The organism is Superficieibacter sp. 1612_C1 (assembly GCF_015234305.1).
Classification (GTDB): Bacteria; Pseudomonadota; Gammaproteobacteria; order Enterobacterales; family Enterobacteriaceae; genus Superficieibacter.
The window spans coordinates 1,178,532-1,203,788 of the sequence record NZ_JADGMI010000001.1 but is presented as its reverse complement, the minus strand read 5'-3'; the positions used below and the strand labels follow the sequence as shown (position 1 = coordinate 1,203,788).

Here is a 25,257-nt window from a genome sequence, read left to right as displayed (position 1 = left end):
TCCATCATCCTTTACCTCTGCTGACATCAAAGTCATTGTCATCGCCATTTCTGAACGTTAACGCGGTTTCGCACCACGGGCAGATAATGTCGTCGGGGCCGTTGACGCACAGCAGTCGGCCACAGCGACACAGGGCAAATGCGCTGGCATTGCCACAGTGTGGACAACCCGGTACGCCGTGTAATTCACTGGTATTCACTTGCATTGATGAGGCGGAGGGATCGCTCCACTCGAAATAATCTTCATCAATCGGGTAACAGCCCGCGAGATTAAAGCCGTTAATATTCAGATTGAAATTTAGACCGGAAAGATTCACCGGCGGACGTTCATATTTGATGAGGTAAGGGCGGCGCGATTTACTGCATCGTCCGGCGAGGGTGACGCAGGTTTCATCGCAGGCACGCGCCACGTCATCCTTCGCCAGCTTAACCAGATAGTCGGTCTGGACCGCCGGCGGCGGCACGTCTTCACCCACGCTACGGCTGTGGGCGGTGACGGAGGCCGTGATCCACTTTATGAAGCGGGTGAAGTCACCCTCATGCGCTTCGTTGAAATGAAACACATTCTCTGAGAGCTGGCGCAGCGTATTAAGGTCGGCAGAGGGGCCAAGCCCGATCCCAATCAGATTCACTTTACGGGCGTAATACTCTTTCCAGCGTTTAATTTCTGCGGCAGCATCGTCGGTGGGATGACCGTCAGTTAACAGATACACCACCGGTTTCCAGTCGCCTTTGCGTTCGACGGTGGTTTTACGAACCTGGGTATCAATTTGCGTCATCAGTTCACGCAGCGCGGCACCGAGATTCGTGCCGCTACCCACTGGCAGGCGCGGGGGGTAAAACGACAGGACCTCATGCAGCGGCACAATGGTTCTCGCGATACCGGCAAAGGCAATCACTGAAATCCAGGCCGTTTCGAGGGCATGCGGATCTTTTCTCAGGTCGCTGACGATCATTTGCAGGCCGTCATTCATCTTTTTTAGATTGTCGCCAATCATGGACTCTGAGCAGTCCAGAACAAAAAATACCGGAAGTCTTCTCACGGAGATCACCTCATCAGGCCGTTACAGCACCAGTTGAATTTCTGGCGGCGGAGGAGGGAGCGTGTCCGTGCTGGAATTGACTCCCGCACTGGTGCTGCCCGAGGCTACGCTGGCCGACACCCACTTGAAGAAACCGGCGAAGGCGGTTGAGTCAAGCGTTTCAAGCGCCACAACGGTATCCGTCAGTTGCTTCAGGTGTTCATGACGCGCTTTGGGGCCTACCGCGCAGGCAATGATAGAGCCAAACGCACGCTTTTTGACCTCTTTGATCGCTTCTCCGTAAGCCCAGGCATCAGAAGGTGTGCCATCGGTCATCAGGAATACCAGTGGCCGCCAGTCACCTTTCTGATCGCCATCCGAACGACGCACGTCGCGATCGACACAGCCCACGAGGCATTCCAGCGCCGCGCCAGTAAACGTGCCCCCGGCACTGGGGACCACGATATCGGTGAACTGAAAGTTTTCCAGCGCGGAGAGTTTAGTGTGCTCACGCGCTTCATTATCAAAGGTGATAATCGAGATATGCACGCTTTCAAGCGCGTAAGGATCCTGGCGCAATGCGCTAAGCATCGCCTGTACGCCAACGTTAACCGCGTGAATGGATTCGCCGCGCATCGATCCGGAGGTATCAATGAGCAGATAAACAGGGAGTCTTCTCATATCAAATATAGCTCTTTAAATGGGTAACGAAGGTATCGGATTCAGACGGCTCACCGACGGCGTTAAGTTTCCAGCCGCTCGGCTCCCTTACCAGCTCGGCGAAAAGCATCGAACACTGATTATTGAATGCGGCTCCGCCTGAGAGATCAAAGCGTGCCATTTCGATATTGCGTGCATCAACCGCACGAATAAACGCGTTCTTCACCTTGCCGAAATGCTGTTTCAGGCGTTCGCCGTTGTAGATTTGCACAATGAAGACGATTTTTTCATAGCGCGGTTCGAGGGCGTTAAGCTTCACGATAATTTGCTCATCGTCGCCGTCGCCAGCCCCGGTACGGTTATCGCCGGTCAGCCAGATGTTGCCTGTCTTATGTCGCAGGCTGTTAAAAAAGATGATGTCGCCATTGACCAGCGTCGGCTTGCCGTTCTCCTGGTCGCCTAAATCAGTCACTTTTCCCTGGGCGTTACACAAAAAAGCAATAACGTCGAGATCGTACTCTTCTTCCTTTTTGCCAAATACGCTACCTAAAAATCCTTTCTTCTCTTCGTTAATGTCCCATCCCAAACCGATGGTGACGGAAGAGAGATCGTATTCATTTTTTCGCAGGCTAACGCCTTGCCCCTTGCGTAAACTGACTGACATAACATCTCCTTATTTATGTGGTTACAAAACGACGTTTACTTCCGGCGGTGGCGGCGGCAAATCATCCAGCCCAATCACCTCTTTTTTGGATTCAACCTTCTGGCTGCCGACGGAAATACTGGCGGAAACCCACTTAAAGAAAGCTTTAATAGTGGTGGAATCGGCGGTATCCAGTTGCAGTACAATCTCAGTGATTTCCTGAAGAACGCTGGTTTCTGCTGAATGTCCAGCAGCACAGGCAACCACTACGCCTGTTCTGGCGGCTTTGAATGCGCTGACGCCTTTACGCCAGTCATCCGTTGGCGAACCGTCGGTCATGATAAAGACCAGCGGACGCCAGTCTCCCTTGGTCTCTGCCGTAGTTTTTTGAACTTCACGAGAAATAGCGTCGGCGGTCAGGGAAAGCGCTTCGCCCAAAGCGGTGGTCCCGCTGGCAACCAGATCGGGGAGTTTAAAGCTAAGCAGATCGGTTAACGGCACGGCCTGGCGCGCGGAGGAATCAAACGTAATGACGGAAACATACGCGGTTTCGAGCGCGTAGGGGTCTTGTTTGAGGGTTGTCAGCAGGGTTTGTACCCCGTTCTTGACCGCTTCGATAGGTTCACCGTTCATTGAACCTGAAGTGTCGAGAAGTAAATAAACAGGAAGTCTTCGCATGTGTAGCTCCTGATGATTTGAGATTTTTAACCAGAGGGGTAATGACCAAAATACAGTATGCTTTTAAGGCGTTATGAGCGAGTATTTTTCTGGTTTTTATCAAGACAAACTGAGAGTGTAGCCCGTCGCACGCGCGACGGGCAGAGGAAATTGACCGCTATTTCCTGGTATTGACGCGTTCATTTTGTAGCAGTTCAAAGGCTTTCTCCGTCAGCAACTCAACGGCTTCGCTGCGGGTTTTGTCATTGGCAAACGCGTAACGGTCAATTTTGCGCAAGATGCTCATACGCAGAGAAAGCGAGACGGCGGTTTTCTTGTCTTTGTCCAGATCGACCCAGCGGGTTGCTTCCCCTTTTTTCAGCTCCGCGTTCGCGCTCAGCGACTCGGTCATTCGCCGCAGCGCTTTTTTATCCAGCGAGCCAAAATGAGTCATCTGGTAAGCATGGACGGCCTTGCTGTATTTGATATCCGCCGAATATGACTCCCGCAACTCTTTAAGCGCGCGGGTAAGGGTGGGTTCAGAGCATTCCAGAAGCTCAAGAATATGACTTGCAGAAACCGGTTTGCCGGTACCAAGGATCGTCGCCAGCCTGAATACGCGTTCTTGTCGCGAACTTAATAGCATTTTCTACGTCACCTCAGCTCTGCTGCGACAGCGGAACCCGGACAATGCCGCCGTTTTCGCGTTCGCTAATAATGCCGTAGACCTGAGCACGTTGCAGGACAGCCGACGCCCAGCGGCGATGCGTTGCAGGCTCGCACATGGCACCCAGCGATTTAAAGACCGCCTGTGAGGAGTTCAGGATCCGCAATGCGTCTGCATAATCGTTATCCGATACTCTCAACGCCGCCTCTATTTTGCCGATCTGATTAGGATGAATTGCCGTTTTTCCTACCAGACCATGCGCCATATCGAGCGCCAGCTCTTTGTCCATAATGTCGTGATCGTCAATGTGCTCACAGACGGGTGCGGTCAATGCAAAACCGCGTGTAGCAAAGACGGAGACCAGCATTTTAATGACATAGCCCATCGGGCCATCGTACAGCGTAAGATGCCGCGGACGACGCAGGGCAATCACGTTCATCAGATCGTTACCGCCAATACGCAATGCGATAAGCCGTTGATGGCAGGGATGATCAAGCAGCGACATCGCCAGTTGTCGCATTTGCTCAACGTCGAAAACCTCTTCGGTTTCAAGCGTCGGCATCATGCATAAATGGGTATGCTGAATGAATTCCCACCATGCCGGTAATGATGCCAGCGTAAACTTAGGCAGCACCAGTCCGTCAACCGGACTCAGATTCATCGTTTGAGTCAGTCGCGCGCCCATCTCAACATCCCGTGGGCGGATGAACACCAGCGGCCAGTGAGAACTGCCGTCAGTGGCTTTGGCTTTCGCCAGTGCATCAAGCAGAATCTGCAAGTTACTGAGCGCGGCAGGAACATCCTCCTCGCTAACGGCGTCTTCGAGGCAGATCACCAGCGACCGTAGCCCCTCGACTTTGACATTCAGGATCGCCTCGGCAATATCCGTGCGGGTGGCGGGCATATACAGCGTTGCCCCAAGATTCCAGGGAGAAAGTCGTTTCATCATCAAAGCACCTTCTTAATGATGGTGACGGCGCGATACTGCCCGATAGCATCGCCAACCTCAGCGATCGCGATGCCTTTGGCTTGCGCCAGTGCGACAAGTAAGGCCACATCAGGATCGTCAATGGCACGAACAAATACGTGATCGGGCACCCGGCGTAGCACCGCTCGCGTCGCTTCAGCGATGCCGGGTTTAATACGGTTAATACTGTCGACCTGGTAACGGCTGGCCAGCGTGCTGACGACCCGGTCACTGGTTTCGCGCAGCTGCGCCTTATCAGAACTCGCCGGAGACAGCGCCGGGACCTCATGCAGGCGTCGGCGCTGCTCCGCTACGGTGTCGACCAGCGTGCGGCTGCACTCCCAGGCGGCGAGATGATCGCACTGCACGCAGCCGTGAAAACCCTGTTGCGTCCAGATCGAGCGAGAAATCAGTCCTGAGACGGGCGCGCCCATAATACCGAAGGGGATCAACCAGTCATCGTCGCTGGCCGAAAGCCAGGCCCGGCCACAGGGATCGGCCAGGACGACGAGACGAGGCATATCCGGATAGCCCGGACGTCCTTTTAGCGATTTGATCAGTTCGCCGGTAATCGCGCCTTTTCCGGTCCAGCCGTCGACGAAGACGATACCGTCGGTCCCGTGACGGGATTCAATCCAGTCCAGCGCGGCGGTATCGATGCCACGATCGCGAATAATGCTGATGCCGTAATGAAAGGAGGTTCGGCCCATCTCGCGCAGCGCCTGCTGTAACATTACGCCCAGCGGCACGCCCGCGCGCACCAGGCTTGCCAGTACGATGGGGGTATCACCAAACTGTGCCACCAGGGCGTTGGCAAGTTGCTGTACTTCAGTCGCGAGGCGTTCCGCGCCCTGATCGAGCGAACGGCGAAACAGGTCAATGTGCCACGGCGTCGGTTCTGGCTCCTGACTGAGCATTTCTGAATAGTGTTTTTTGCCGGACTGAATATATTCTTCTTTCAACTCTACCGGCGTCATTTCCATTTGTACCGGCTGAAGAAGAAAATGAACATCTTCAGGCAGATAAGAGCCTGAGAAAATCGTCTCTTCACGCATGATCGTGGTCCCCAAAAAGTGATTGCGCAATAGCCCCGGCAAACTGACTTTGTTGCGGAACGCCGAACCAGGTGCAAAGTTTCATAAAACGATGATCGCTCAGGCTATCACCGAGGCCGATGACCGGGAAAACGCCGCGCTCTGCGCGTAATTTTTGCAGTAGCCAGTTGACCGCCAGCCCTTTCTCTACCGGTTCAGGAAGCCAGGCAATGTTGTTACTGTTGCGGTGGATATAAAACCCGTTAGTCGAGAAGAGGGCTTCGATTTCATCGCCGATAGCGTTGAGTTCATCAAGGCGAGTGCTGTCGCGATGTTTCATGACCAGATACACCGGCACATCGCCATATTCGTAGTTGAGCCGTGCCCAGGCATTAATGCCTCTGGCGTCCATCAGCTCGGTGATCTGGCGCTGCATAGAGGTCAGCTTTTCCTCATAGGGTTTTAAGCGGGCCAGCATATGCGCTTTCCACTCTTCATCAGGCTGACGATCGGCATTCAGGATCACCGCGCCGTGGGTGGTGATAGCCCATGAATGAAAGGGGATCTGCACCCGACTAATTTCTTCCGTGCCTCTGGCGGTGACAGGGATAAGCTCCGCGTGTTCAAGCAGCCAGTCGACCAGCATCGCTTGTTCTTCGGTCATAAAACTGCGCGGTTGCAGGCTGCGATCGAGCGCACCGGTACGGAACGGCTCCAGATCCAGCTCATTAATCATTTTGCGCCGGGTCTGAAACAGCGTGTCGTCAAGGTCGGAAAGAAAAACGGGTTTATTCATAGGTAATAATCTCTACGGAGTCAGCGACATTTTTCAGACCGGTGAGCAGCAGGGCATCAATACTCTCAGCCGGTGTCTCAGCGCAGAGTAAAATACGATCGAATGATTGATGTGCAACGTTATACACGAAGTTGGGGATCCCCAGACCGTAGTTGTCGGTAAAGGAAAGGGCGGACTGAATGGCAAAACCGGTGGCAATAGGCGAACGGGTGGTGGAGCTGTATTTCACCTCTGCGCCCATGGCTTCCAGCCGTTCTGCGAGTAAAAACGGCTCCCATACAAATTCCCCGGTCCCCAGCACGAGAATTTTTTCTCCCGGCTGAACGGTGACATCAGGAGCCAGATCGGCGGCGGGTTTCATCATTCCCAGCCGCCCCCAGGTTTGTTTACTCGACGGCGCAAAGGTGCCCGTCGCAGTGACATTGACCTGCGGCATCACCGGCACCGGTGCGTCGGGAACGGGTTCCCACGACCATTGGCCGCTCACCAGAGAAAGAGAGTGTACGGGGAGCGGGCAGCCAGCCTCCAGCGCATCATGGCTCCAGTCGGTCAGCGTGACGGTGACCACCTGACGCAGCGACGTTAATCCGCCGTCGTCGCGCAACGCGGCCAGCAGGTTAATAAAGGTATTTCCGGTGGTCGCTTCATCATCAATAAGCACTACCGTCTGCGCCTGCTGAACGCGGCGACGCATCTCAGGATCTGCCGGCAGATAGAGCAGGTGATCGGTGGCATGGCTGTGTGCTTCTTTGAATTCACACAGCAACTCGCCGTCAACAGGATGACGTGTGGAGGTCAGATAAACCGGATCGCCAACGCGTTCTCTCAGTTCATCAAAGACACCGGCACCCAGACCGACCGCCGTCTCGGCCATACCGATGAACAGTACGGGGCCGGGAAGATCCTGTGGAAACAGTTCGCTGAGCTGGCGGAAGACGGAGCGCATTATGGTCGGTGAGACCGGAATATGTCGGCCAAGCACTTTGCTGACGAATAAAAAGGCTCTCTTCGGATTACGGCGCTCGGCAATATCAAATAATGATTCAAGCGCGGCCACGCCTTTATGGCGGGTGACGCTGATGGTTCCGCTGGTCAGAGTGCGACGATAAACGTTGGCGTCGTGAGTATTCATCATAGCGTTACGTCCTGAACATGATGGGGTAAATAAATCGCGTCTGCATCACAGTGCATTGGTTAGCGTAGCGTGGTAAGCAATCGCCTCTGTCATGGCACGCACGGTGGCAGGACTAAAACGTGCCTGCGTCTCAGACTGAACGTCGCGTTCACTGAGATAACCCAGTTTGAAACCGGCATACAGCCCCGCGAGGTTAACACCGCTGTGACGGGTATAACCGATACCGCCCGAAGGACGCATGTTGATCTCAAGCAGGACGGGCTTGCCGCTCTCGTCGTTGCGCGTTTGCACGTTGACCAGCCCATCCGCTTTCATAACGGCTGCACAGGCCAGCGCCAGCTCGTAAGCCTCACCCGTATTTTCGAGATACTGGAGCGCGCCTTCTTTACGTCGCCCCACGGCGGCCAGAACCTTGCCTTTGTTTACCAGCATATCGACCGAATATTCCGGCCCCGGCAGGTAAGGCATTAGCACCAGCGGTTCAAAAGCCCCGGCGGCCTCGCAGGCAGCAAGGTATTGCCAGGTCGTAATCTGACGACGCTCGGGATAGTGGATCATTGTCATGGGCGATACCGCGTCATCAACGCGCCAGAATCCCATTCCATAAATCCCTTTCACCGGTTTGACACAGAGTTGTGATGAGGTAAATGGTGAGTGAGCAAGCTGTGTTTTCAGTTCACTCAGTGTGGTGATACGCAGTGAGGGAACGACCGGCAGCCCGTTCTTTTCCATAAACTGAGCAAATGTCACTTTGTCATCGGCAATGTCTATGTCATCAACACCAGATGCGCCCGTCGTCAGCGCTGCGCCAGTCGATTCAATCGCCTGACGGTGAGTTTCGAACCATCGGCTGTGGCGGCCGGTATGAATAACGTTGATCCCGTGTTCTCTTACTATAGCTTCAATAAATGCCAAACGCCGATCGGCATCTTTTGGTTCAGTTAAAGAAAAATGGGCCAACGATAAAATTTCATTTCTTTCATTACGATGCGAAGCATAGATTGTGACTGGTTTACCACACGCGCGAGAAAAATCATTTACACTTTGAATGAGATCCCGTTGAGAAGAAAGACCTTCCATAAACCATATTTTATTTTTCATTTTACGGGGCAGCACTTAAATAGAGGAGGATCCCAGCAGTCTATTTATGGTCTGGTACATTGTCAATCATATTATGATTTTAAATCGTTATGCATTCACACCCTCAATAGTTAAGGCAATTTTTAACTTTCACCCCCTAAATATAGGGGGTTATAAAATATAAAAATAATACTATCAATAGGTTATTTAGTTGAAGTGAAGTTTTTAAGAAAATTATCTTGTGAGTGAACTACATCATGATATGATTTTCTTGCTGATGGATTTTTTCAACCCGAAGTGTCGTTTCAGTTAACCCTTGTTAAGGAAAATATATGGTCTCTTTAAGTAAGAATCAGACGGTGTCGCTCAGTAAAGAATCCTCTTCACTTAGTCAGCTTAAGTTTGGACTTGGCTGGGATCCCATTAAGAAGAAAGGATTCTTTGGCGGTCTTCTGGGCGGCTCTGGTGATATCGATCTGGATGCAAGCTGTATTCTTCTGGACGCGAGCGGCAATAAAATAGATACCATTTGGTTCCGCCAGCTTAGTTCCCGCTGCGGTTCTGTGGTTCATAGCGGCGATAATTTAACAGGTGAGGGCGACGGCGATGACGAAGTCATTAATGTTAACCTGACGAAGCTGCCTTCGCAGGTGGAATATCTGGCGTTTACCGTTAACAGCTTCCGCGGCCAGACCTTCAATGAAGTGCAAAATGCGTTCTGCCGCGTCGTGGACCAGGCGAACAAAGAGCTGGCGCGTTACGCGCTTTCCGAGCAGGGCAGCCACACCGGTATTGTTATTGCCTCGCTGCGCCGTAGTGGCGGTAGCTGGGACTTCACGGCGCTGGGCAATGCCTGCCGTGGACGGACAATTGACGACATGCTGCCAGAAATTGTGGCTACGGTGGTACGCTAATGAATCTAAGCCCAGGAGGTAACACCTCCGTTCCGAACGGCGAGTTACGCGTGCGTATCCTTTCCGGTTCGCCTGTCGATACTTCTGCTTTCCGGCTCTATGCCGATGGAAAAGTGAAGGGCGATCCTGACATGGTTTTTTACGGTCAGCCGCGTAATGACGACGGTACTATTAGTTTGACGAATGAAGGTAATAACACCACGTTCATCGTTAATCTCAACAACCTGAAAGCGGACGTGCAAAAAGTGGCGTTCACGGCGACCTGCGAAGGCGTTCAGAAAGTATCAGGTCTGGGAAGTCTTGCCATTCAGGTCGACAATGCCGGTTCGTCGGTCGCCAGTGGCAATGTGGATCTCAATGGCCGTACGGAAGCGGCGTTAATTCTGGGCGAATTGTACCGTCGTAATGGGGAGTGGAAATTCCGCTTTATTTCTCAGGGTTTCAACGGTGGATTAAAACCGCTGGCCGAGTATTTCGGCGTTGATATTGCGGATTCGCCAACCCCAGCGGCAACCCCAACTCCAACTCCAGCGCCCGTACCGCCTACGCCTCCGGCCAGCAAAATAAGCCTGAGTAAGGTCTCATTAACCAAAGAGAAACCGGCAATCAGCCTTGCCAAGCAGGACAACTTTGGTGAAATCCGCATCAACCTGAACTGGCACCGGGGCAGTAAATCCTCCGGCCTGCTGGGCATGTTTGGCGGAGATAAAGGCATCGATCTCGATCTCGGTGCGTTTATCAAGCTCCGCGATGGGCAGAAAACCATTGTTCAGGCGCTGGGAAACATGTTTGGTTCCTACCATTCTCACCCTTACGTTCAGCTCCAGGGCGACGATCGCACCGGCGATGTGAGTGACGGGGAATGGATCCATGTGAATGGCCGCGAATGGAAAAATATTAGCGAAGTGCTGATCTATACCTTTATCTATCAGGGGGCCCCCAGCTGGGATAAAACGGATGGTATTGTCACCCTCCATATCCCTGAACAGCCACCGATTGAAACGCGTCTGACCGAAGGCGATAACAAGCGCACGCTGTGTGCTATTGCGCGTCTGGTTAACGAAAACGGCGCAATTAAAATCGAGCGTATTAATCAGTTCTTTAAAGGACAACAGGAGATGGACCGTGCTTTCGGCTGGGGCTTTCGCTGGACGACGGGTTCAAAATAACGTTAATGCTGAGGACAGAGTGATGAGTTTTTTCAATAAAGTTAAAGGTGCATTTAATACCAGCCGTGAAGAGCTGACAAAGCAGGTCAGCCGGTTTAAAAACAAAAAATTCATGCAGGGGACGGTAGCTGTCTGTGCACGAATTGCGGTTGCCAGCGATGGCGTCAGTGCTGAAGAAAAGCAGAAGATGATCGGTTTCTTACGTTCATCCGATGAACTAAAAGTCTTTGATACCAATGAAGTTATCGAGTTTTTTAACAAGCTAATTTCAAGTTTTGACTTTGATATGGAAATCGGTAAAGGCGAAACAATGAAATACATTCTGGCTCTGAAAGATCAGCCTGAAGCCGCGCAACTGGCTATTCGGGTAGGTATTGCCGTCGGTAAGAGCGACGGTAATTTTGATCCTGATGAGCAGAAAGCCGTTCGTGAAATTGCCATTGCGTTAGGCTTCGAGCCTGCTGAATTTGGCCTCTGATTTTTCTGTAAAGGGTAAAACATGGTTTCTACACATATCGGATTTCCGGCTGAAACTGTCACTGTATTTATTGCATTGTCAGTCGGTGCCATCTTTATTGACCTCTTCATGCATCGCCATGACAAGCCGATCTCGCTGAAAAGCGCGGCGTTATGGTCGGTATTCTGGGTCATTGTGGCGATGGCTTTTGCTGGTTTTCTGTACGTACATCACGGTGCGGAAGTGGCGAGCCTGTTCGTGACCGGTTATGCGCTTGAGAAAGTGCTTTCCGTCGACAACCTGTTTGTCATGATGGCGATCTTCTCATGGTTTGCGGTACCGGACCGCTATCGTCACCGCGTGCTGTACTGGGGGATCATTGGTGCCATTGTCTTCAGGGGTATCTTTGTTGCTATCGGCACCGGCCTGCTTTCCCTCGGCCCATACGTCGAACTGATCTTCGCTGTTGTAGTGGCGTGGACGGCGGTCATGATGCTGAAAAGCGGTGGCGATGAAGAGGAGGTCGAAGACTATTCACAGCATCTTGCCTACCGCATGGTCAGACGCTTCTTCCCGATCTGGCCAAAGCTTTCTGGCCACGCCTTTTTGCTGACACAGAAAGAAGTAGATACTGAACTGGCAAAACCGGAGAACAAAGATATCGTCGTGGGACGGGTTAAAAAAGCGGCGCTTTATGCCACTCCGCTGATGCTCTGCGTCGCCGTCGTTGAACTCTCTGACGTGATGTTTGCTTTTGACTCCGTCCCGGCAATCATCGCGGTTAGCCGTGAACCGCTGATTGTTTACAGTGCGATGATGTTTGCCATTTTGGGCCTGCGTACTCTTTACTTTGTCCTTGAGGCGCTGAAACAGTATCTGACGCATCTGGAAAAAGCAGTGATCGTGCTGCTGTTCTTTATCGCAGCCAAACTGGGTCTTAATGCCTCCGACCATATCTGGCATCATGGCTACAGTCTTTCCGCCACAACCAGCCTGATCGTGGTTCTGGTGGTACTGGCTATCGGGATCATTGCCAGCGTGCTGTTCCCGGAAAAAGCGGATGCAGAGTAAATAATTTCTATCTTAAAACGTAACCAGTGAGGATTTTTTATGAGCGTTTCTCTTTCTAAAGGCGGCAACGTATCCTTAAGCAAAGCTGCACCGGCAATGAAAAATGTCCTGATTGGTCTTGGCTGGGATGCTCGCTCTACTGATGGTCAGGACTTTGACCTCGATGCGTCTGCATTCCTGCTTGGCCAAAACGGCAAAGTACGCGGTGACGCAGACTTCATTTTCTATAACAATCTGAAGTCCGCAGACGGTTCAGTGACTCACACCGGTGATAACCGTACTGGCGAAGGCGACGGTGATGATGAGTCACTGATCGTGAAACTGGATACCGTGCCGGCAGACGTTGATAAAGTTATTTTCGTCGTCACTATCCACGATGCCCAGGCTCGCCACCAGAGTTTTGGCCAGGTTTCCGGCGCGTTCATCCGTCTGGTCAATAATGACAACCAGACCGAAGTCGCGCGTTACGATCTGACGGAAGATGCGTCAACAGAAACGGCGATGCTGTTTGGTGAACTGTATCGTCACAGCGGTGAGTGGAAATTCCGTGCCGTCGGCCAGGGTTATGCTGGCGGACTGGCATCTGTATGTGCTCAGTACGGCATCAACGCGTCCTGATCATCCTTATCTACCGGAGCTGCAAACGCAGCTCCATCATTAACAGCAGGAGCTAAAAATGGCAGTTTCTCTCGTAAAAGGCGGTAACGTATCCCTTACTAAAGAAGCACCAACCATGAACATTGCCATGGTCGGTCTTGGATGGGATGCTCGCGTCACTGATGGTCAGGATTTTGACCTGGATGCCTCAGTGTTTATGGTTGGCGAAGATGGCAAAGTGCTGTCCGATAGTCATTTTATTTTCTTCAACAACAAACTGAGCCCGTGCGGCGCAGTGGAGCACCAGGGTGACAACCGCACCGGTGCTGGCGACGGCGATGATGAGCAGATCAAAATCGAGCTGGCTAAAGTTGATGCGAACGTCAAAAAACTGGTGTTTGCGGTCACGATTTATGATGCTGAAGCACGTAAACAGAACTTCGGCATGGTGAGCAACAGCTTCATGCGCGTTTACAACAACGACAACGGCACTGAAATTGCTCGCTTTGATCTCTCTGAAGATGCGTCGACTGAAACCGCGATGATCTTCGGTGAACTTTACCGCCACGGTAACGAATGGAAATTCAAAGCGGTAGGTCAGGGTTTTGCCGGTGGTCTGAGTGCGCTGGCCTCTCAGCACGGTGTGAATATCTAAAAGTAGTGTCAGAAGCCCGGCATCCGTCCGGGCTTTTCCCCTGGTCCGCAAAAAACAGCGCCATTTCAGCTGCATCCGAAGTGCTCTCTTTTTTGCCGGCAAACGAAAAGGGAACGTACATGCAACTTCAGGCAGGACAAAATACGGTTATTACCACTTCAGATATCGCCCTCACGCTTCATTATCAGGGGAATGCTTCCTTTCGCAGCGACCTCGATCCCTCCGCTTTTTTGCTGGCAGAAAACGGCAGGGTGGCGCAGGACGAAGACTTTATCTTCTTTAATAATCTGCAATCGGCAGACGGTGCGGTCCAGATGGATCTCTCCCCGCAACGCGCCACTTTCCGCGTCCGTTTACACGATGTACCGCCTCGTATCCACAAGATTGCCCTGACGGTCGTCATCGACGGCGACGATGCGCTGGGACAGCTGGCTCAGTTATCGGTCGCGGCGGGTGAGCTGGCCCGATTTGATGTTGATGTTAACGGTCGTCAGGAAAAGGCGTTGATCGTGGCTGAGATTTATCGCTATCAGGGGCAATGGAAGCTAAAGGCTATCGGGCAGGGCTTTAACGGTGGGCTGGAGCCGCTGGCGCGTCATTATGGCGTCGATGTTGCCGCTCCGGCAGCCGAATCGGCGCCGGTCAAAATCAGCCTGGAGAAAAAACTTCAGGAGAAAGCCCCGCGTCTGGTCAGCCTTGCGAAAACGGCAACGGTGAGTTTGACGAAGCATAAGCTGGAGTCTATTCAGGCCAGAGTGGCATTTGTGCTGGATGCCTCAGGCTCAATGAAAGGGCAGTTTAAAAAAGGCAATGTCCAGGCCGTTCTGGATCGTATTGCCGTTCTGGCCGTCCAGTTTGATGACGATGGCGCGATGGATATGTGGGGTTTTGCCCAGCGACATAAAAAATACCCTGACGTCACGCTTGATAATCTGGATGGCTATATCTCCCGCATTCAGAGCGCATCCCGCAGTTCCATGCTGGAAGTTTTGCCCGGTCTGGGTGGCCTCAATAATGAGCCGCCGGTGATGAATGAGATTGTCGATTTCTACCGGGGAAGTACGTTGCCGGTGTTTGTGGTCTTTATTACCGATGGCGGCATCAGCAAAACCCGCGAGATTAAAGAGGTGATTCGGCGTTCTGCGGAAGGGCCGATCTTCTGGAAGTTCGTCGGCCTCGGCGGTTCAAGTTACGGCATCCTCGAAAAACTGGATACCTTTACCGAGCGGCGGGTGGATAACAGCAATTTCTTTGCGATTGATGATTTTGCAAAAATGAAAGATGAGCAGTTGTATGATTTACTGCTCGAAGAGTTCAGGGACTGGCACGATCAGGCGACGTCATTGCGTATTCTGTAACAATATCGCCCCGACATCGGGGCGATATCATCATAAATTGTAGTTTTGCTGGTTAGCTTTGAGCATTTCCAGCGGCGACTTGCGGCGTTTCCAGGCCGGGTGGAAATGACGCCAGTGGGCATCCCTGGCGGCGGTAAGGAGTTCGTAATCGCCACGGGTATCGCCCCAGGCCCGCAGATGATAGTCCGCCAGCGATCCATAAACGCTTTCGAGCCGGTTAATTTTTTGAATGCACCGGCAATTGTGTCCGCTAATCCGGCCGGTCAGCTTGCCGTCCTGGATCTCAAGCTGAGTTCCGATCAGCTTTACCCCCAGTTTATCCGCAAAGGGTTGCAACACCAGTTCAGGGGACGCCGAGCATAAGGTGACTTCAGCACCGGACATCCGCTCTGAAGCGACCGCCAGTAACCCGCTGGAGCGCATTAGCCGATCCCAGTACAGCTCGCAAAACGTTTCCGCTTTTGCGCGCAGCCATTTTTCATCAATATCGGTCAGAAAGGTGGTAATCAACACTTCTTTCAGTTCATCCCGGGTCAGCTTGCGACGCATGCAGCGCAGCGCAGGCAGGGTCATCCTGGCAATATTACGTATAAAAAAACGATTGCCAAAAGCATAACGCAGAAACGGGATAAAGCTGTCATGACGCGTGAGGGTTCCATCAAAATCGAAGACGGACAGAACGTTTGCGTGTGTGGTTTCCATAAAAACGTTTGACTCTCAATGATAGTGGCAGTTATCAAAGGTACCGAAGCGATACTCCTGACCTTAGCGAAGATGCTGATATCATCTCAAATTATTGCGCTCTAAGCATTGTTTAAATCGTTGAGGCGGGGAAGGGAATGTTTGCCAGGGGCGCGATAATATCACGCCCGTTAAGCGGCAATTGATATAGGGGACTCAGATGTCGTCCATCGTGTGATCGACAATGATTTCCAGTGTCTTGCGAATGATATCGCCGGTCACTACATCATCATTGGTTTCCAGAAAAGCGATAAGTTTTTGGATGATCGCTTTATTCGACAAGTCACCGTGCGAGGCCATAATGCTTCTGATAGCCGTGCCGAGCATCGCGGATTCCTCCACCAGTCTATCGCCGGCAGTACGAAAATACTGAGTCAGCGCCAGGGTAGGCAAATCTTCGTAACTTTCTCGTTCCTGCAACATTACCTGACTCATGTATTTACTCCGCGATTTATAAGGCTATCAATGATTTTTGCGTTTGCCAGACTGCTGGTTAGCACCAAACAGCTGATGAACGTTATCCCCGCCCCATGGTGACGGTTCATGTGTTGTTTTATTACGTTCTGCGTTATTACTGATTTCCATAATAATATTCGCAAGAATGTCTCGCCGCTGTCGGTCAGGCTCACTGGCCTCAATAGACCGCAGCCTGCTAATCAACGACTGTTTGTTAATCGGGCTATTATCGACCAGCAGAGATAACACTGCCTCGCCAATAAGCTCGTCTGTCAGTTGTTCTGTTTCACTTCTTTTCATAACTGCATCTCTAATTGCCACTGAGTCCCGGTTGGGAAGCGCGGCATAAAGTCAGTTCGCTGCTGCAAGAGGTTCTCTGGTAGTCGATGGTCCTTTGTAAAGCATAAGTCCTCCGCCCGAATTGACTTAAAAAGGGCCTCCGTCATTCAGGGTTGGCAAACCTCAGCGGTCAAACAGCAGACCAATCAGCCGGTGATAATGGCTTTCTTCTTCCGGGCCGGAAGCGGTTTCCAGTCGCTTAAGCAATTTGGTACAGATCGCTTTACGGTTCAGGCTGCGTCCCTCGGTAAGGATCTCCCGTACAATTTCACCCAAGGTTTCCTGCTGAGTAGGCAGGGCTGCTTTATTGAAATAACGGGCAATGGCATTAGCGGTATCTGGAATGTAACTATTCTGCTGCATATGTCACTCCTGTAAAATATTTTGTCACATCAAGTACGGCTAAAGTTATACAAAATTGGCAAACTTGTACACATATAATTGTACAATTATTGAAAAATAGGAAATGTTTATATTTTTATTGTTAACTTACAATAAGTTAACGTGATTTTTTTTGATGTGCAGGTTCTTTGTGAGTTGTACAGTACGAGCGATTTACTCATAGCGGCATGTTGCTATGCCGACAATGTGATCAGATTGTCAGGAGAAAGTGAGAGAAATGCTTAAGTAGTACAAGCTTCAAAAACCAGTATCTGCTAGTGTGGCTGTTCATTCATCCTGCCTATGAGATCTTCATGCTCACCACAATCATTTACCGCAGCCATTTCTGCGATAACGTCCCGTATAAAGCGCTGGAGGAGATGGTTACAGCGGCAAACGAAAAGAACAGCCATGGAGGCGTCACCGGTATTCTGCTGTTTAATGGCACCCACTTTTTCCAGCTGCTCGAAGGCCCGCAGGAGAGTGTTACCTCTATCTATCGCCATATTTGCGAAGATGATCGCCATTACAATGTCGTTGAGCTCCTGCGTGACTATTCGCCCTCGCGGCGTTTTGGTAAGGCCGGGATGGAACTGTTTGATTTACGCGAGCATGACAGGGATGAAGTGCTCCAGGTCGTGCTTGATAAAGGGACGTCTAAATATCAGTTAATTTATGATGACCGCGCGTTGCAGTTCTTCCGTACCTTCGTTGAGGCGCGGGAAAAAGAGAACTACTTTGAAATTCCCGCCGGGGATTCCTGGGACTTTATTTCCGATGGCAATGCGGTGCTGCCGCAAGATTTGAAGAGTGATTTAACGGCGAATTGCAGTTTCGCTTTCCAGCCAACCATCGATCCGCTCGCCCAGGAAATCGTCTCGCTTGAAGCCTTGCTTCGTACCCCCGAGGGTGCGCCTCCGCAGGCTTATTTTGAATCCCTGAGCGGGGATGCGCTTTATCAGGCAGACCTTCACAGTAAAAAAGTGGCCTTCGCAATGGCGGCGTCGCTGAATCTCGGCGAGCAGACGCTGACGGTCAATTTGCAGCCGATGACGCTGGTCAACGTCCCCGGCGCGGTGAGCTTTCTGCTGACAGAAATAGAAGCCAATGGGCTGGTTCCGGAACAGATCATTGTCGATTTCACTGAAAGCGAAATCATTTCGCGACTTGATGAGTTCACTGATGCGGTAAGACAGCTAAAAGCGGCCGGTATCCGGGTCGCTATCGATCACTTTGGTGCGGGTTTTGCCGGACTTTCGCTCCTCGCGCAGTTCCAGCCGGACCGCATCAAAATAAACCGCGATCTGATCAAGGATGTGCATAAAAGTGGTCCGCGTCAGGCGATAATTCAGGCCATCATCAAATGCTGTACATCGCTTGAAATCTCTATCACTGCCGTAGGCGTCGAGAAGGCAGAAGAGTGGATGTGGCTGGAGTCCGCCGGGATTTCGCTGTTTCAGGGACATCTTTTTGCTAAACCCGCGTTAGGGGCCGTTCCCGCTGTGTTCTGGCCAGAAAAGAAAACCAACTTTTAACACTATCCTCGTCAAATAAACGCTGCTGATAGCATTATCAGCAGCTTTTTTTACGCCTGCGGTTGATACGTTTTTTATACAGACCAGCAAATTCACGTTGTACAATAAAAAAACTTGTACAAGTCATAGTGAATTGTTAGCCTAAACTTGTACATTCCGGTTTTAAGTATGAGAGTGTGAATGGCTTTTTATAGCATTGGTGATGTAGCTGAACGATGTGGAATCAACCCCGTGACATTACGGGCGTGGCAGCGGCGTTACGGTCTCCTTAAACCTCAACGTAGCACAGGCGGGCATCGTCAGTTTGATGAAGATGATATTCAGCGTATTGAAGAAATTAAACGCTGGGTAGACAGCGGTGTGCCCGTGGGTAAAGTGAAGGCGCTGCTTGAAGGGGAAGCGGTCGCTGCCCATGACGGCTGGGCATTGCTTCAGGAAGAGATGATGAGCATCCTGCGTCGTGTTCATCCCGTCAGCCTTCGCGCCAAAATAGTGGAAATAGGGCGTAAGCATTCAGCAGAAAACCTTATCGATAGTGTGTTTGTGCCTGTCCGTCAGAAACTGAGTCTCGATCAACATACAGCCCGTACGATGTGCAGTTTACTGGATGGAATGTTGATAGATTATGCGGTTTCATGCCTTTCTGAAGCGCGGAAGAAAGAGGGCAAAGAGGCATTGCTGATTGGGTGGGGAAGCGATGACCATACCCGATTATGGCTGGAGGCGTGGCGACTTTCGCAGCGCGGCTGGCATATTACCGTACTGGCGGAACCGTTGGATTCACCGAGGCCGGAACTCTTTCCCGGACAGCAAATTTTTTTATGGACAGGCAAAGCGTTGTCACGACGACAATATGAGCAGCTAGCTCACTGGCAGGAGCAGGGCTTTGCCGTTACTTATCACGGCGTATAAAGAGAAGGGGGTTAAAATCCTTTCTCTTTATTAACAACGAGTTTCCTCAATACATATTACCTTTCGCAAATCTTCTTCATTTTTTTAGCAATATTTCCCTTCCTCATTCGTCTACCTCATTACAGACACTCTTCATTAACATAACGAGGTAAGACATTATGAGAGATTTCGATACACACGGTCGCGGACATCGATTTGGCCGACACCGCATGGGTAAGCCGGCGATCATCGGTGCAGCTCTGTTCGTCCTGCTGGGCGTGGTGGTCATGACGCTGTGGAATGCATTGCTTCCGGGTATTGTCGGGGTAACAACAATTGGTTTCTGGCAGGCGCTTGGGCTACTGATATTGTGCCGCATTCTTTTTGGCGGACTCGGGATGCGTCCTGGCATGTTCGGCATGGCACGTGAGCATCGCCGCATGCATGAACGCTGGATGAATATGACACCGGAGCAGCGTGAGGAATTTATCCAGCAACGTCGCGCCGGTTTTGGCCATCGCTCTCGTTTTGGCGGATGCCGGCATCACGATGATGGCGAGAAAACCTCTTCATCGTCTGAAGAAAAGCCAGCAGGCGAGTAAGCCAATGAAGAACGAGTCAATACTGGTATCGGCGCTAAATGCCTGCCGATCCCGACTGAAAGCCTTTATTCGCGGCCGCATGGCGGTACGCGATGAGGCAGACGATGTTCTACAGGAAGTCACTTATCAATTAATGAAAATAGAACAGCCGGTGGAAAACATCGCCGCCTGGCTGTTTCGTGCAGCGCGTAATGAAATGACGGACCGGTCACGTAAAAAACGCGAACTCTCATTGTCCGACCTCGACAGCGACGCTGATTTTACGGAAAGTGAACTTGAAGCCACCTTATTTGGCGTACCGCAGACGCCGGAAGATGACTATTTAAGTGCGCTATTTTGGGAGGAGCTGGAAGAAGCGCTCGCTGAACTTCCTCCCGCACAGCGCGAGGCGTTTGTAAAAACGGAATTGCAGGGTTATAGCGTCAAACAACTGGCGGAAGAAACTGGTCTGAGCGTTCAAGCGTTATTATCACGTAAACATAAAGCTGTGCTGTATCTGCGGGTAAGATTGCACAGCCTTTATGATCAGCTGATTGACGTTTGAGTGTGCTATTGCTGCGCCCAGCGGCTCCTCAGATAAGAGACGGCTTTCTGCGTTTGCGGCTGATGCAGATAGCTTTCGCGAAATAAAATCGTGCCGTTAATTTGCGGGTTGGCCTCATTCAAATCGAGCTGTTTCTTCAGCTCCGGGACGCCACCGTCAACCATCCAGTCAGGTTCTTTTTTTGACGGCTCACCGACTTTGTATAATGCAATGCCGATATACAGACGCGTATTAGTGGGTTTCACCACGTTCGCCCACCAGTTAGCCAGTACATCATAACGTGCGGCGCTGCGGGAGAAGGGCCAGTAGAGTTGCGGGGCGATGTAATCGAGGAGTCCCTGCTGAACCCAGCGGCGGGTGTCGGCATACGATTCATCATAGGCGGCTGCGCCACGGGTATCGGAGCCTGCTGGATCGAAGGATCGATTACGCCAGACGCCAGCGGGACTGACGCCAAACTCAACCTCGGGCTTCAGTTGTTTGATCGCGCGTGAAACCTGTTCAATCAACTGCTCGGTATTATTCCGCCGCCAGTCAGCTTTCGACGCGAAACCCTGACCGTATTTACGGAACGTTTCGCTGTCGTTGAGCGTTGCGCCGGGAGATTCGGTATAGAAATAATCATCAAACTGAACGCCATCGACCGGATATCGTGCCACCACTTCCGCCACGATGCTGGTTATCCAGTCCCGCGCTTCCGGGATGCCTGGATCGAGCACATAGCGATCACCTGAGGTACGGACCCAGTCACGATGCAGAACAAAAACACTTGCCGGATGCATGGATAGTGTTCGGTTGAGTTCGGCTTCAGTACCCGGCTTAAGATTTACCGAAACACGATAGGGATTGAACCAGGCATGCACTTTCATTCCACGTTTATGGGCCTCATCCAGCATAAACTGGAGCGGATCGTAGCCAGGATCCTGACCAATTTTACCGGTGAGCATATCAGACCAGGGTAATATCTTAGATGGCCAGAGCGCAGTACCATCCGGCTTCACCTGAAAGAAAACGGTATTCACTCCAAGGCTTTTAAGCTCGTCCAGCTTATCGGTCAACGCTTTCTGCTGCTGCCGGTTGCGGCTCTCAGCGCTGCTGGCATTGATTGAGTTCACCGGGGGCCAGTCGAGACGGGAGACCGTTGCCAGCCAGACGCCGCGCACGGGTGTCTGATCCTGCTGCGATTTTCCTGGCAGCGGCTGTTTCGCTACGGGAGGAAGGGGAGTAACGACAGATTTTGGCGTTTTAGATGAGCAACTGGCAAGGAAAAGGGCGCAGCAAGCCAGCGCGCTTAACCGTTTAACGAAAGGAACCTTAGGGCAATGGGCGGCCATGCGAAGTCCGGTAGTTTCAACGTTTATAATCAGGATATTAGGCCTCTGGTGAGGCCAACTTACAAGCAGGAAATGCGGGCAATTGCGATATACAGGCCCATCCAGCCAATGACAGTCTGCCACAGGGCTGATATTGTTAATTTGATGCTAAAAATAGCTTAGCCCTATGTTTAATAAGGGTTAAGTTATCGAACTTCTAATCAGGCTAATGCTATGACGTCAGCCGACACACCTTTTTAATGGGATGAATATGGGATCACAACATACTGTAGCAGATGACTCTCTGCTGCGGCACAGGTCGTTTGTCGCTTTTTGGCTGGCCCGCACCTGCTCATCGTTCGGCTTTCAAATGTTTTCCGTCGCCGTCAGCTGGCAGATCTATGCCTTAACACATAGCGCGATGGCGCTCGGTATGATCGGCCTGATGCAATTCTTACCCTCAGTATTGCTGGCGCTACCGGCCGGGCACCTGGCAGATCAACTCGACCGCCGTCGGATTGTGCTTCTTGGACAGTTGATAGAGTGGGGCGCTTTGCTGGGATTAGTCGCCCTGACGCTGCTGCACTGGGCGGATCAATTTGAGATTTGGGGTCTGGTTTTTTTAATTTCAGTGGCGAAAGCCCTGGAATGGCCCGCGATGACATCAATGTTGCCGTCACTGGTTCCACCGCCGATTCTTGCACGAGCAATGGCCGCCAGTTCGGTAAGCGGTGAAGCGGCAGTGATTATTGGGCCCACGCTGGGTGGGGTGTTGTATGTGATCGGGCCGGAAGTTGTCTATGGCGTGTCGGCGCTGTTTTATCTTTGCTCCATCATTTTGGTCAGCCAGCTGCGCTATGAACGTCCCGCACAGATTCGTTTGCCGATGAATTTAACCAATTTGTTTGCTGGCGTACGGTTTATCCGGGAGCGTAAAGATGTGCTGGGCGTAATTTCTCTTGATCTTTTCGCCGTACTGCTCGGTGGAGCGACTGCGCTGTTGCCCATTTTTGCTCAGGATATTTTGCATACCGGTCCGTGGGGACTCGGATTACTACGCGGCGCACCGTCCGTTGGCGCGCTGTTGATGGGCGTATGGCTGAGTCGTCACAAGCTGGAGAAAAATGTCGGGATCATTATGTTTGGCTCGGTGGCAGGTTTTGGACTGGCGACGCTGATATTCGCGCTGTCCACCCAGCTCTGGCTGTCGCTACTGGCACTGGTTGCGCTCGGCGGTTTCGATATGGTCAGCATGGTGATCCGTGGCGCACTGGTTCAACTTGATACGCCAGATGATATGCGCGGGCGCGTCAATGCGGTGAATGCGATTTTTATCAATACCTCCAACCAACTCGGCGAGTTTGAATCCGGAGTGCTGGCCGCATGGCTCGGCGCTGTACCCGCAGCAGCACTGGGAGGGATTGGGACGTTGATGGTAGTCGCGGTGTGGATGACGATATTTCCCCATCTGCGTAAACGACAGAAGCTGGAGAATGAAAAGTTGGTCTGAGTTCTTCTGAACGCCGCCGTTTTTCACCTCACGGCAGAAGGCCGCACGCATTAGTCAGGCGAAGGTCCGCGCTCCAGAAACGTGGAAAGCGCGATATAGCTCCGCACAGAGCGCACGCCCTCAAGGCTTTGAATCTCCATCAGGAAATTCTCCAGCGATTCGGTATCGGCGGCCCGTACTTTGATAAAGACGCAGCCGTCTCCGGCAACGGTATGCAATTCTTCTACTTCTTTGCGGCTGGTGAATTGTAGAAGGGCGCGTGTCGCTTGATAGCTGCTGGTATCGATCACCAGAAACGTGAGTAGCGTCCGTCCCAGCTTGCAGCCATCCAGTATTGCTACGGTGCCTTTGATCACTCCATCACGCTTCAGTCGCTTTACGCGATCGTGAACCGCGGGTGCCGATAAATTCACAATCTCGCTCAACTCCGTGTAACTGCGGCCTGCGTCTTCCGCTAAGGCACCTAATATTTTTCGGTCAATAGCATCCAGTTCTGCCGGTTTATGCCTTGTCTGCCGAATACCATCTTTTTCTTTATCAAATGTGCTCACAGGGCTTCTCAGTCTGAATGAAAGTATGAATATACTACATTCTACCTAATATTATTAAGTCACAAAATAGTTAATGGAGTTGCAATGCCTATCGCACTTTTCGCTCTTGCCGTCGGCGCATTCGGTATCGGTCTGACTGAATTTGTCATTGCCGGGATCCTGCCGCAAATTGCCGCAGAATTTAGTGTCAGTATCCCGAAAGCGGGAATGATGGCGACATCCTACGCCCTTGGTGTCTTTGTTGGTGCACCGTTGTTAACAGTGCTGGGCGCAAAGGTTCCTCGCAAGGCCATGCTGATCGCGCTGGCGGGTATTTTTACGGTCGGCAATATCATTACGGCAATCGCGCCGACGATGGAGGTTGCGATTGCGGGTCGTATTATCACGTCCTTTAATCACGGAGCCTTTTTCGGTATCGGTTCGATTATTGCCGCCTCGCTGGTAGCGCCAGGTCGTCAGGCAAGCGCCATTGCCTTTATGTTTTCGGGGCTGACGCTGGCCAATCTGCTTGGTGTGCCGGCCGGTACCTGGCTTGCTCAGACGTTTAGCTGGCGACTAGTGTTCTGGGTGATTGCCGGTATCGGACTGCTGACGATGGCAAGCGTAGCCGTACTGGTTCCGCATATTGCGAAGGGTAAGGCCATTGCCTTACGCAACGAGCTGCGGGCCTTTGTCGATCCGCAAGTGCTGCTCGTCATGGGGATCACGATTTTCGGCCCGGCAGCCTTTTTCACCTCCATCACCTATATTGCCCCTATGATGGTTCAGGAGGCCGGTTTCACCGCAGGCGGCGTGGCAGGACTGATGGTACTGTTTGGCCTGGGACTGGCTGTTGGAAACTGGATAGGCGGGCGCTTTGCCGATCGCTCTCTGTTTGGCACGCTTTTCGTCACGCTTGCCGCTCAGGGGCTGGTACTGCTGGTTTTCTGGGCGGGTGTTGAAAGCCAGTGGGTCGCAAGTATCTCGGTCTTCCTGATGGCGGCGTTCGGCTTCGCGACGGTTTCGCCCATTCAGAAGCTGGTGATGGAGCGCGCCAGCCATGCTGGTGCACCCACGATGGCCGCATCGGTCAATATTGGCATGTTTAATCTGGGAAATGCGCTGGGTGCATGGGCTGGCGGCGTGACCATTGCCGCAGGTTTTGGTCTGGCCTCACCGAACTGGGCGGGGGCAATTTTGTCCTTTATTGCGTTGGGGCTTGCTTTTCTGGCATGGCAAAGCGCCCGTAAAGGTTACATTTTGCCGATACCTGAGTAACGTAATGTATACGATGAGCGCCCACAGAGAAGCGGGCGCTTTTTTAGGTTACCAGGGTAGACTTGAAAAAAGAAACGAGATGAAGGTCGGAAATTCTTACGTAGCAGGGATTGGGGTTAGGAAGATGCTAATCTGAATACTTCCCATTCTTAGTAAATCAATCCTACGTTCAGGCAAAGTCAGTGGTACCTTTGCCTCGCAGCAAAGATACCATTTGATTCTGACGTTTTTACCTCAGGCTTTCGCTTCAAATGCA

The 25,257-nt window shown here is 51.8% G+C and carries 29 protein-coding genes; 13 read left to right on the top strand and 16 right to left on the bottom strand.

What is annotated here, in order from left to right; translation table 11 throughout:
• Positions 1-4: 4 nt before the first annotated feature.
• From INT84_RS05770 to INT84_RS05725, 10 genes are all read right to left on the bottom strand, one after another.
• Positions 5-1,042 (bottom strand): TerY-C metal binding domain-containing protein, encoded by a 1,038-nt coding sequence (locus INT84_RS05770; RefSeq protein WP_194205978.1) that lies wholly within the window; start codon positions 1,040-1,042, stop codon positions 5-7.
• A 21-nt stretch (positions 1,043-1,063) separates the two neighbouring features.
• Positions 1,064-1,702, bottom strand: a complete 639-nt coding sequence (locus INT84_RS05765; RefSeq protein ID WP_194205977.1) for a VWA domain-containing protein — start codon at positions 1,700-1,702, stop codon at positions 1,064-1,066.
• A gap of 1 nt (position 1,703) precedes the next feature.
• The gene (locus INT84_RS05760; protein ID WP_176917396.1) at positions 1,704-2,345 is read right to left on the bottom strand and encodes a TerD family protein; all 642 of its coding nucleotides are present in this window, start codon (positions 2,343-2,345) and stop codon (positions 1,704-1,706) included.
• Positions 2,346-2,366: 21 nt separating this feature from the next.
• Positions 2,367-3,002 carry a VWA domain-containing protein gene (locus INT84_RS05755; RefSeq protein WP_176917395.1) on the bottom strand — a complete coding sequence of 212 codons (636 nt, stop codon included), beginning with the start codon at positions 3,000-3,002 and terminating at the stop codon, positions 2,367-2,369.
• Between the two features lie 157 nt (positions 3,003-3,159).
• Positions 3,160-3,627, bottom strand: a complete 468-nt coding sequence (locus tag INT84_RS05750) for a tellurium resistance protein TerW (RefSeq protein ID WP_176917394.1) — start codon at positions 3,625-3,627, stop codon at positions 3,160-3,162.
• Between the two features lie 13 nt (positions 3,628-3,640).
• Positions 3,641-4,597, bottom strand: coding sequence for an HpcH/HpaI aldolase/citrate lyase family protein (locus INT84_RS05745; RefSeq protein ID WP_194205976.1), 957 nt, complete (start codon positions 4,595-4,597; stop codon positions 3,641-3,643).
• Positions 4,597-5,670, bottom strand: a complete 1,074-nt coding sequence (locus tag INT84_RS05740; RefSeq protein ID WP_194205975.1) for a cysteine protease StiP family protein — start codon at positions 5,668-5,670, stop codon at positions 4,597-4,599. The genes INT84_RS05745 and INT84_RS05740 overlap by 1 nt, the downstream gene beginning before the upstream one ends.
• Positions 5,663-6,445, bottom strand: a complete 783-nt coding sequence (locus INT84_RS05735; RefSeq protein WP_194205974.1) for a hypothetical protein — start codon at positions 6,443-6,445, stop codon at positions 5,663-5,665. The genes INT84_RS05740 and INT84_RS05735 overlap by 8 nt, the downstream gene beginning before the upstream one ends.
• Entirely contained in the window at positions 6,438-7,577 is a 1,140-nt protein-coding gene (locus tag INT84_RS05730; RefSeq protein WP_370529637.1) for a phosphoribosyltransferase domain-containing protein, read from the bottom strand. Before INT84_RS05730 ends, INT84_RS05735 begins: the two co-directional genes overlap by 8 nt.
• Before the next feature lie 48 nt (positions 7,578-7,625).
• On the bottom strand, positions 7,626-8,681 hold the full coding sequence (locus INT84_RS05725) for an ATP-grasp domain-containing protein (protein ID WP_194205972.1): 1,056 nt from the start codon (positions 8,679-8,681) through the stop codon (positions 7,626-7,628).
• A 311-nt stretch (positions 8,682-8,992) separates the two neighbouring features.
• Between INT84_RS05725 and INT84_RS05720 the strand changes: the two genes are divergently transcribed.
• The 7 genes from INT84_RS05720 (at position 8,993) to INT84_RS05690 (ending at position 14,881) form a co-directional block, all read left to right on the top strand.
• Positions 8,993-9,574: a TerD family protein gene (locus INT84_RS05720; protein WP_194205971.1), complete on the top strand. Its 582-nt coding sequence runs from the start codon at positions 8,993-8,995 to the stop codon at positions 9,572-9,574.
• The gene (locus tag INT84_RS05715; RefSeq protein ID WP_194205970.1) at positions 9,574-10,743 is read left to right on the top strand and encodes a TerD family protein; all 1,170 of its coding nucleotides are present in this window, start codon (positions 9,574-9,576) and stop codon (positions 10,741-10,743) included. The genes INT84_RS05720 and INT84_RS05715 overlap by 1 nt, the downstream gene beginning before the upstream one ends.
• A gap of 22 nt (positions 10,744-10,765) precedes the next feature.
• A complete protein-coding gene (locus INT84_RS05710) occupies positions 10,766-11,221 on the top strand; it encodes a tellurite resistance TerB family protein (protein WP_176917386.1) in 456 nt (151 codons plus the stop codon).
• Between the two features lie 21 nt (positions 11,222-11,242).
• Positions 11,243-12,271 carry a TerC/Alx family metal homeostasis membrane protein gene (locus tag INT84_RS05705; RefSeq protein ID WP_176917385.1) on the top strand — a complete coding sequence of 343 codons (1,029 nt, stop codon included), beginning with the start codon at positions 11,243-11,245 and terminating at the stop codon, positions 12,269-12,271.
• A gap of 39 nt (positions 12,272-12,310) precedes the next feature.
• A complete protein-coding gene (gene terD / locus INT84_RS05700; protein WP_176917384.1) occupies positions 12,311-12,889 on the top strand; it encodes a tellurium resistance membrane protein TerD in 579 nt (192 codons plus the stop codon).
• A 58-nt stretch (positions 12,890-12,947) separates the two neighbouring features.
• Positions 12,948-13,523: a TerD family protein gene (locus INT84_RS05695; protein WP_176917383.1), complete on the top strand. Its 576-nt coding sequence runs from the start codon at positions 12,948-12,950 to the stop codon at positions 13,521-13,523.
• A 119-nt stretch (positions 13,524-13,642) separates the two neighbouring features.
• Positions 13,643-14,881: a VWA domain-containing protein gene (locus INT84_RS05690; protein WP_194205969.1), complete on the top strand. Its 1,239-nt coding sequence runs from the start codon at positions 13,643-13,645 to the stop codon at positions 14,879-14,881.
• Between the two features lie 30 nt (positions 14,882-14,911).
• Here INT84_RS05690 and INT84_RS05685 read toward each other — a convergent pair whose 3' ends face one another.
• From INT84_RS05685 to ycgZ, 4 genes are all read right to left on the bottom strand, one after another.
• Positions 14,912-15,583 (bottom strand): HAD family hydrolase, encoded by a 672-nt coding sequence (locus INT84_RS05685; protein ID WP_176917381.1) that lies wholly within the window; start codon positions 15,581-15,583, stop codon positions 14,912-14,914.
• Positions 15,584-15,778: 195 nt separating this feature from the next.
• On the bottom strand, positions 15,779-16,057 hold the full coding sequence (locus INT84_RS05680; protein WP_194205968.1) for a biofilm development regulator YmgB/AriR family protein: 279 nt from the start codon (positions 16,055-16,057) through the stop codon (positions 15,779-15,781).
• A gap of 27 nt (positions 16,058-16,084) precedes the next feature.
• Positions 16,085-16,378, bottom strand: a complete 294-nt coding sequence (locus tag INT84_RS05675) for a hypothetical protein (protein ID WP_194205967.1) — start codon at positions 16,376-16,378, stop codon at positions 16,085-16,087.
• Positions 16,379-16,540: 162 nt separating this feature from the next.
• Entirely contained in the window at positions 16,541-16,780 is a 240-nt protein-coding gene (gene ycgZ / locus INT84_RS05670; RefSeq protein ID WP_194205966.1) for a regulatory protein YcgZ, read from the bottom strand.
• A 332-nt stretch (positions 16,781-17,112) separates the two neighbouring features.
• On the opposite strand from ycgZ, the gene INT84_RS05665 reads away from it, so the two are divergent.
• The 4 genes from INT84_RS05665 (at position 17,113) to INT84_RS05650 (ending at position 20,370) form a co-directional block, all read left to right on the top strand.
• Entirely contained in the window at positions 17,113-18,333 is a 1,221-nt protein-coding gene (locus tag INT84_RS05665) for a diguanylate phosphodiesterase (protein ID WP_194205965.1), read from the top strand.
• 180 nt (positions 18,334-18,513) lie between these two features.
• Entirely contained in the window at positions 18,514-19,245 is a 732-nt protein-coding gene (locus INT84_RS05660) for a MerR family transcriptional regulator (RefSeq protein ID WP_194205964.1), read from the top strand.
• A 158-nt stretch (positions 19,246-19,403) separates the two neighbouring features.
• Positions 19,404-19,826, top strand: a complete 423-nt coding sequence (locus INT84_RS05655; RefSeq protein WP_194205963.1) for a hypothetical protein — start codon at positions 19,404-19,406, stop codon at positions 19,824-19,826.
• A gap of 4 nt (positions 19,827-19,830) precedes the next feature.
• Positions 19,831-20,370, top strand: coding sequence for an RNA polymerase sigma factor (locus tag INT84_RS05650; protein WP_194206123.1), 540 nt, complete (start codon positions 19,831-19,833; stop codon positions 20,368-20,370).
• Positions 20,371-20,375: 5 nt separating this feature from the next.
• Here the strand turns inward: INT84_RS05650 and INT84_RS05645 are convergent, their stop codons facing one another.
• A complete protein-coding gene (locus INT84_RS05645; protein ID WP_194205962.1) occupies positions 20,376-21,704 on the bottom strand; it encodes a glycoside hydrolase family 10 protein in 1,329 nt (442 codons plus the stop codon).
• 250 nt (positions 21,705-21,954) lie between these two features.
• On the opposite strand from INT84_RS05645, the gene INT84_RS05640 reads away from it, so the two are divergent.
• Positions 21,955-23,193 (top strand): MFS transporter, encoded by a 1,239-nt coding sequence (locus INT84_RS05640; RefSeq protein ID WP_194205961.1) that lies wholly within the window; start codon positions 21,955-21,957, stop codon positions 23,191-23,193.
• A gap of 50 nt (positions 23,194-23,243) precedes the next feature.
• Here the strand turns inward: INT84_RS05640 and INT84_RS05635 are convergent, their stop codons facing one another.
• Positions 23,244-23,744: an Lrp/AsnC family transcriptional regulator gene (locus INT84_RS05635; RefSeq protein ID WP_194205960.1), complete on the bottom strand. Its 501-nt coding sequence runs from the start codon at positions 23,742-23,744 to the stop codon at positions 23,244-23,246.
• 84 nt (positions 23,745-23,828) lie between these two features.
• Between INT84_RS05635 and INT84_RS05630 the strand changes: the two genes are divergently transcribed.
• Positions 23,829-25,001: an MFS transporter gene (locus INT84_RS05630; RefSeq protein ID WP_194205959.1), complete on the top strand. Its 1,173-nt coding sequence runs from the start codon at positions 23,829-23,831 to the stop codon at positions 24,999-25,001.
• The last annotated feature ends 256 nt before the right edge of the window (positions 25,002-25,257 follow it).

What these genes read in the sequence shown, in the direction of transcription:
- INT84_RS05765 (WP_194205977.1), bottom strand. Translation starts at nt 1,702, where the DNA reads ATGAGAAGACTCCCTGTTTATCTGCTCATTGATACCTCCGGATCGATG.
- INT84_RS05760 (WP_176917396.1), bottom strand. Translation starts at nt 2,345, where the DNA reads ATGTCAGTCAGTTTACGCAAGGGGCAAGGCGTTAGCCTGCGAAAAAAT.
- INT84_RS05755 (WP_176917395.1), bottom strand. Translation starts at nt 3,002, where the DNA reads ATGCGAAGACTTCCTGTTTATTTACTTCTCGACACTTCAGGTTCAATG.
- INT84_RS05750 (WP_176917394.1), bottom strand. Translation starts at nt 3,627, where the DNA reads ATGCTATTAAGTTCGCGACAAGAACGCGTATTCAGGCTGGCGACGATC.
- INT84_RS05745 (WP_194205976.1), bottom strand. Translation starts at nt 4,597, where the DNA reads ATGATGAAACGACTTTCTCCCTGGAATCTTGGGGCAACGCTGTATATG.
- INT84_RS05740 (WP_194205975.1), bottom strand. Translation starts at nt 5,670, where the DNA reads ATGCGTGAAGAGACGATTTTCTCAGGCTCTTATCTGCCTGAAGATGTT.
- INT84_RS05735 (WP_194205974.1), bottom strand. Translation starts at nt 6,445, where the DNA reads ATGAATAAACCCGTTTTTCTTTCCGACCTTGACGACACGCTGTTTCAG.
- INT84_RS05730 (WP_370529637.1), bottom strand. Translation starts at nt 7,577, where the DNA reads ATGAATACTCACGACGCCAACGTTTATCGTCGCACTCTGACCAGCGGA.
- INT84_RS05725 (WP_194205972.1), bottom strand. Translation starts at nt 8,681, where the DNA reads ATGAAAAATAAAATATGGTTTATGGAAGGTCTTTCTTCTCAACGGGAT.
- INT84_RS05720 (WP_194205971.1), top strand. Translation starts at nt 8,993, where the DNA reads ATGGTCTCTTTAAGTAAGAATCAGACGGTGTCGCTCAGTAAAGAATCC.
- INT84_RS05715 (WP_194205970.1), top strand. Translation starts at nt 9,574, where the DNA reads ATGAATCTAAGCCCAGGAGGTAACACCTCCGTTCCGAACGGCGAGTTA.
- INT84_RS05710 (WP_176917386.1), top strand. Translation starts at nt 10,766, where the DNA reads ATGAGTTTTTTCAATAAAGTTAAAGGTGCATTTAATACCAGCCGTGAA.
- INT84_RS05705 (WP_176917385.1), top strand. Translation starts at nt 11,243, where the DNA reads ATGGTTTCTACACATATCGGATTTCCGGCTGAAACTGTCACTGTATTT.
- terD (WP_176917384.1), top strand. Translation starts at nt 12,311, where the DNA reads ATGAGCGTTTCTCTTTCTAAAGGCGGCAACGTATCCTTAAGCAAAGCT.
- INT84_RS05695 (WP_176917383.1), top strand. Translation starts at nt 12,948, where the DNA reads ATGGCAGTTTCTCTCGTAAAAGGCGGTAACGTATCCCTTACTAAAGAA.
- INT84_RS05690 (WP_194205969.1), top strand. Translation starts at nt 13,643, where the DNA reads ATGCAACTTCAGGCAGGACAAAATACGGTTATTACCACTTCAGATATC.
- INT84_RS05685 (WP_176917381.1), bottom strand. Translation starts at nt 15,583, where the DNA reads ATGGAAACCACACACGCAAACGTTCTGTCCGTCTTCGATTTTGATGGA.
- INT84_RS05680 (WP_194205968.1), bottom strand. Translation starts at nt 16,057, where the DNA reads ATGAGTCAGGTAATGTTGCAGGAACGAGAAAGTTACGAAGATTTGCCT.
- INT84_RS05675 (WP_194205967.1), bottom strand. Translation starts at nt 16,378, where the DNA reads ATGAAAAGAAGTGAAACAGAACAACTGACAGACGAGCTTATTGGCGAG.
- ycgZ (WP_194205966.1), bottom strand. Translation starts at nt 16,780, where the DNA reads ATGCAGCAGAATAGTTACATTCCAGATACCGCTAATGCCATTGCCCGT.
- INT84_RS05665 (WP_194205965.1), top strand. Translation starts at nt 17,113, where the DNA reads ATGCTCACCACAATCATTTACCGCAGCCATTTCTGCGATAACGTCCCG.
- INT84_RS05660 (WP_194205964.1), top strand. Translation starts at nt 18,514, where the DNA reads ATGGCTTTTTATAGCATTGGTGATGTAGCTGAACGATGTGGAATCAAC.
- INT84_RS05655 (WP_194205963.1), top strand. Translation starts at nt 19,404, where the DNA reads ATGAGAGATTTCGATACACACGGTCGCGGACATCGATTTGGCCGACAC.
- INT84_RS05650 (WP_194206123.1), top strand. Translation starts at nt 19,831, where the DNA reads ATGAAGAACGAGTCAATACTGGTATCGGCGCTAAATGCCTGCCGATCC.
- INT84_RS05645 (WP_194205962.1), bottom strand. Translation starts at nt 21,704, where the DNA reads ATGGCCGCCCATTGCCCTAAGGTTCCTTTCGTTAAACGGTTAAGCGCG.
- INT84_RS05640 (WP_194205961.1), top strand. Translation starts at nt 21,955, where the DNA reads ATGGGATCACAACATACTGTAGCAGATGACTCTCTGCTGCGGCACAGG.
- INT84_RS05630 (WP_194205959.1), top strand. Translation starts at nt 23,829, where the DNA reads ATGCCTATCGCACTTTTCGCTCTTGCCGTCGGCGCATTCGGTATCGGT.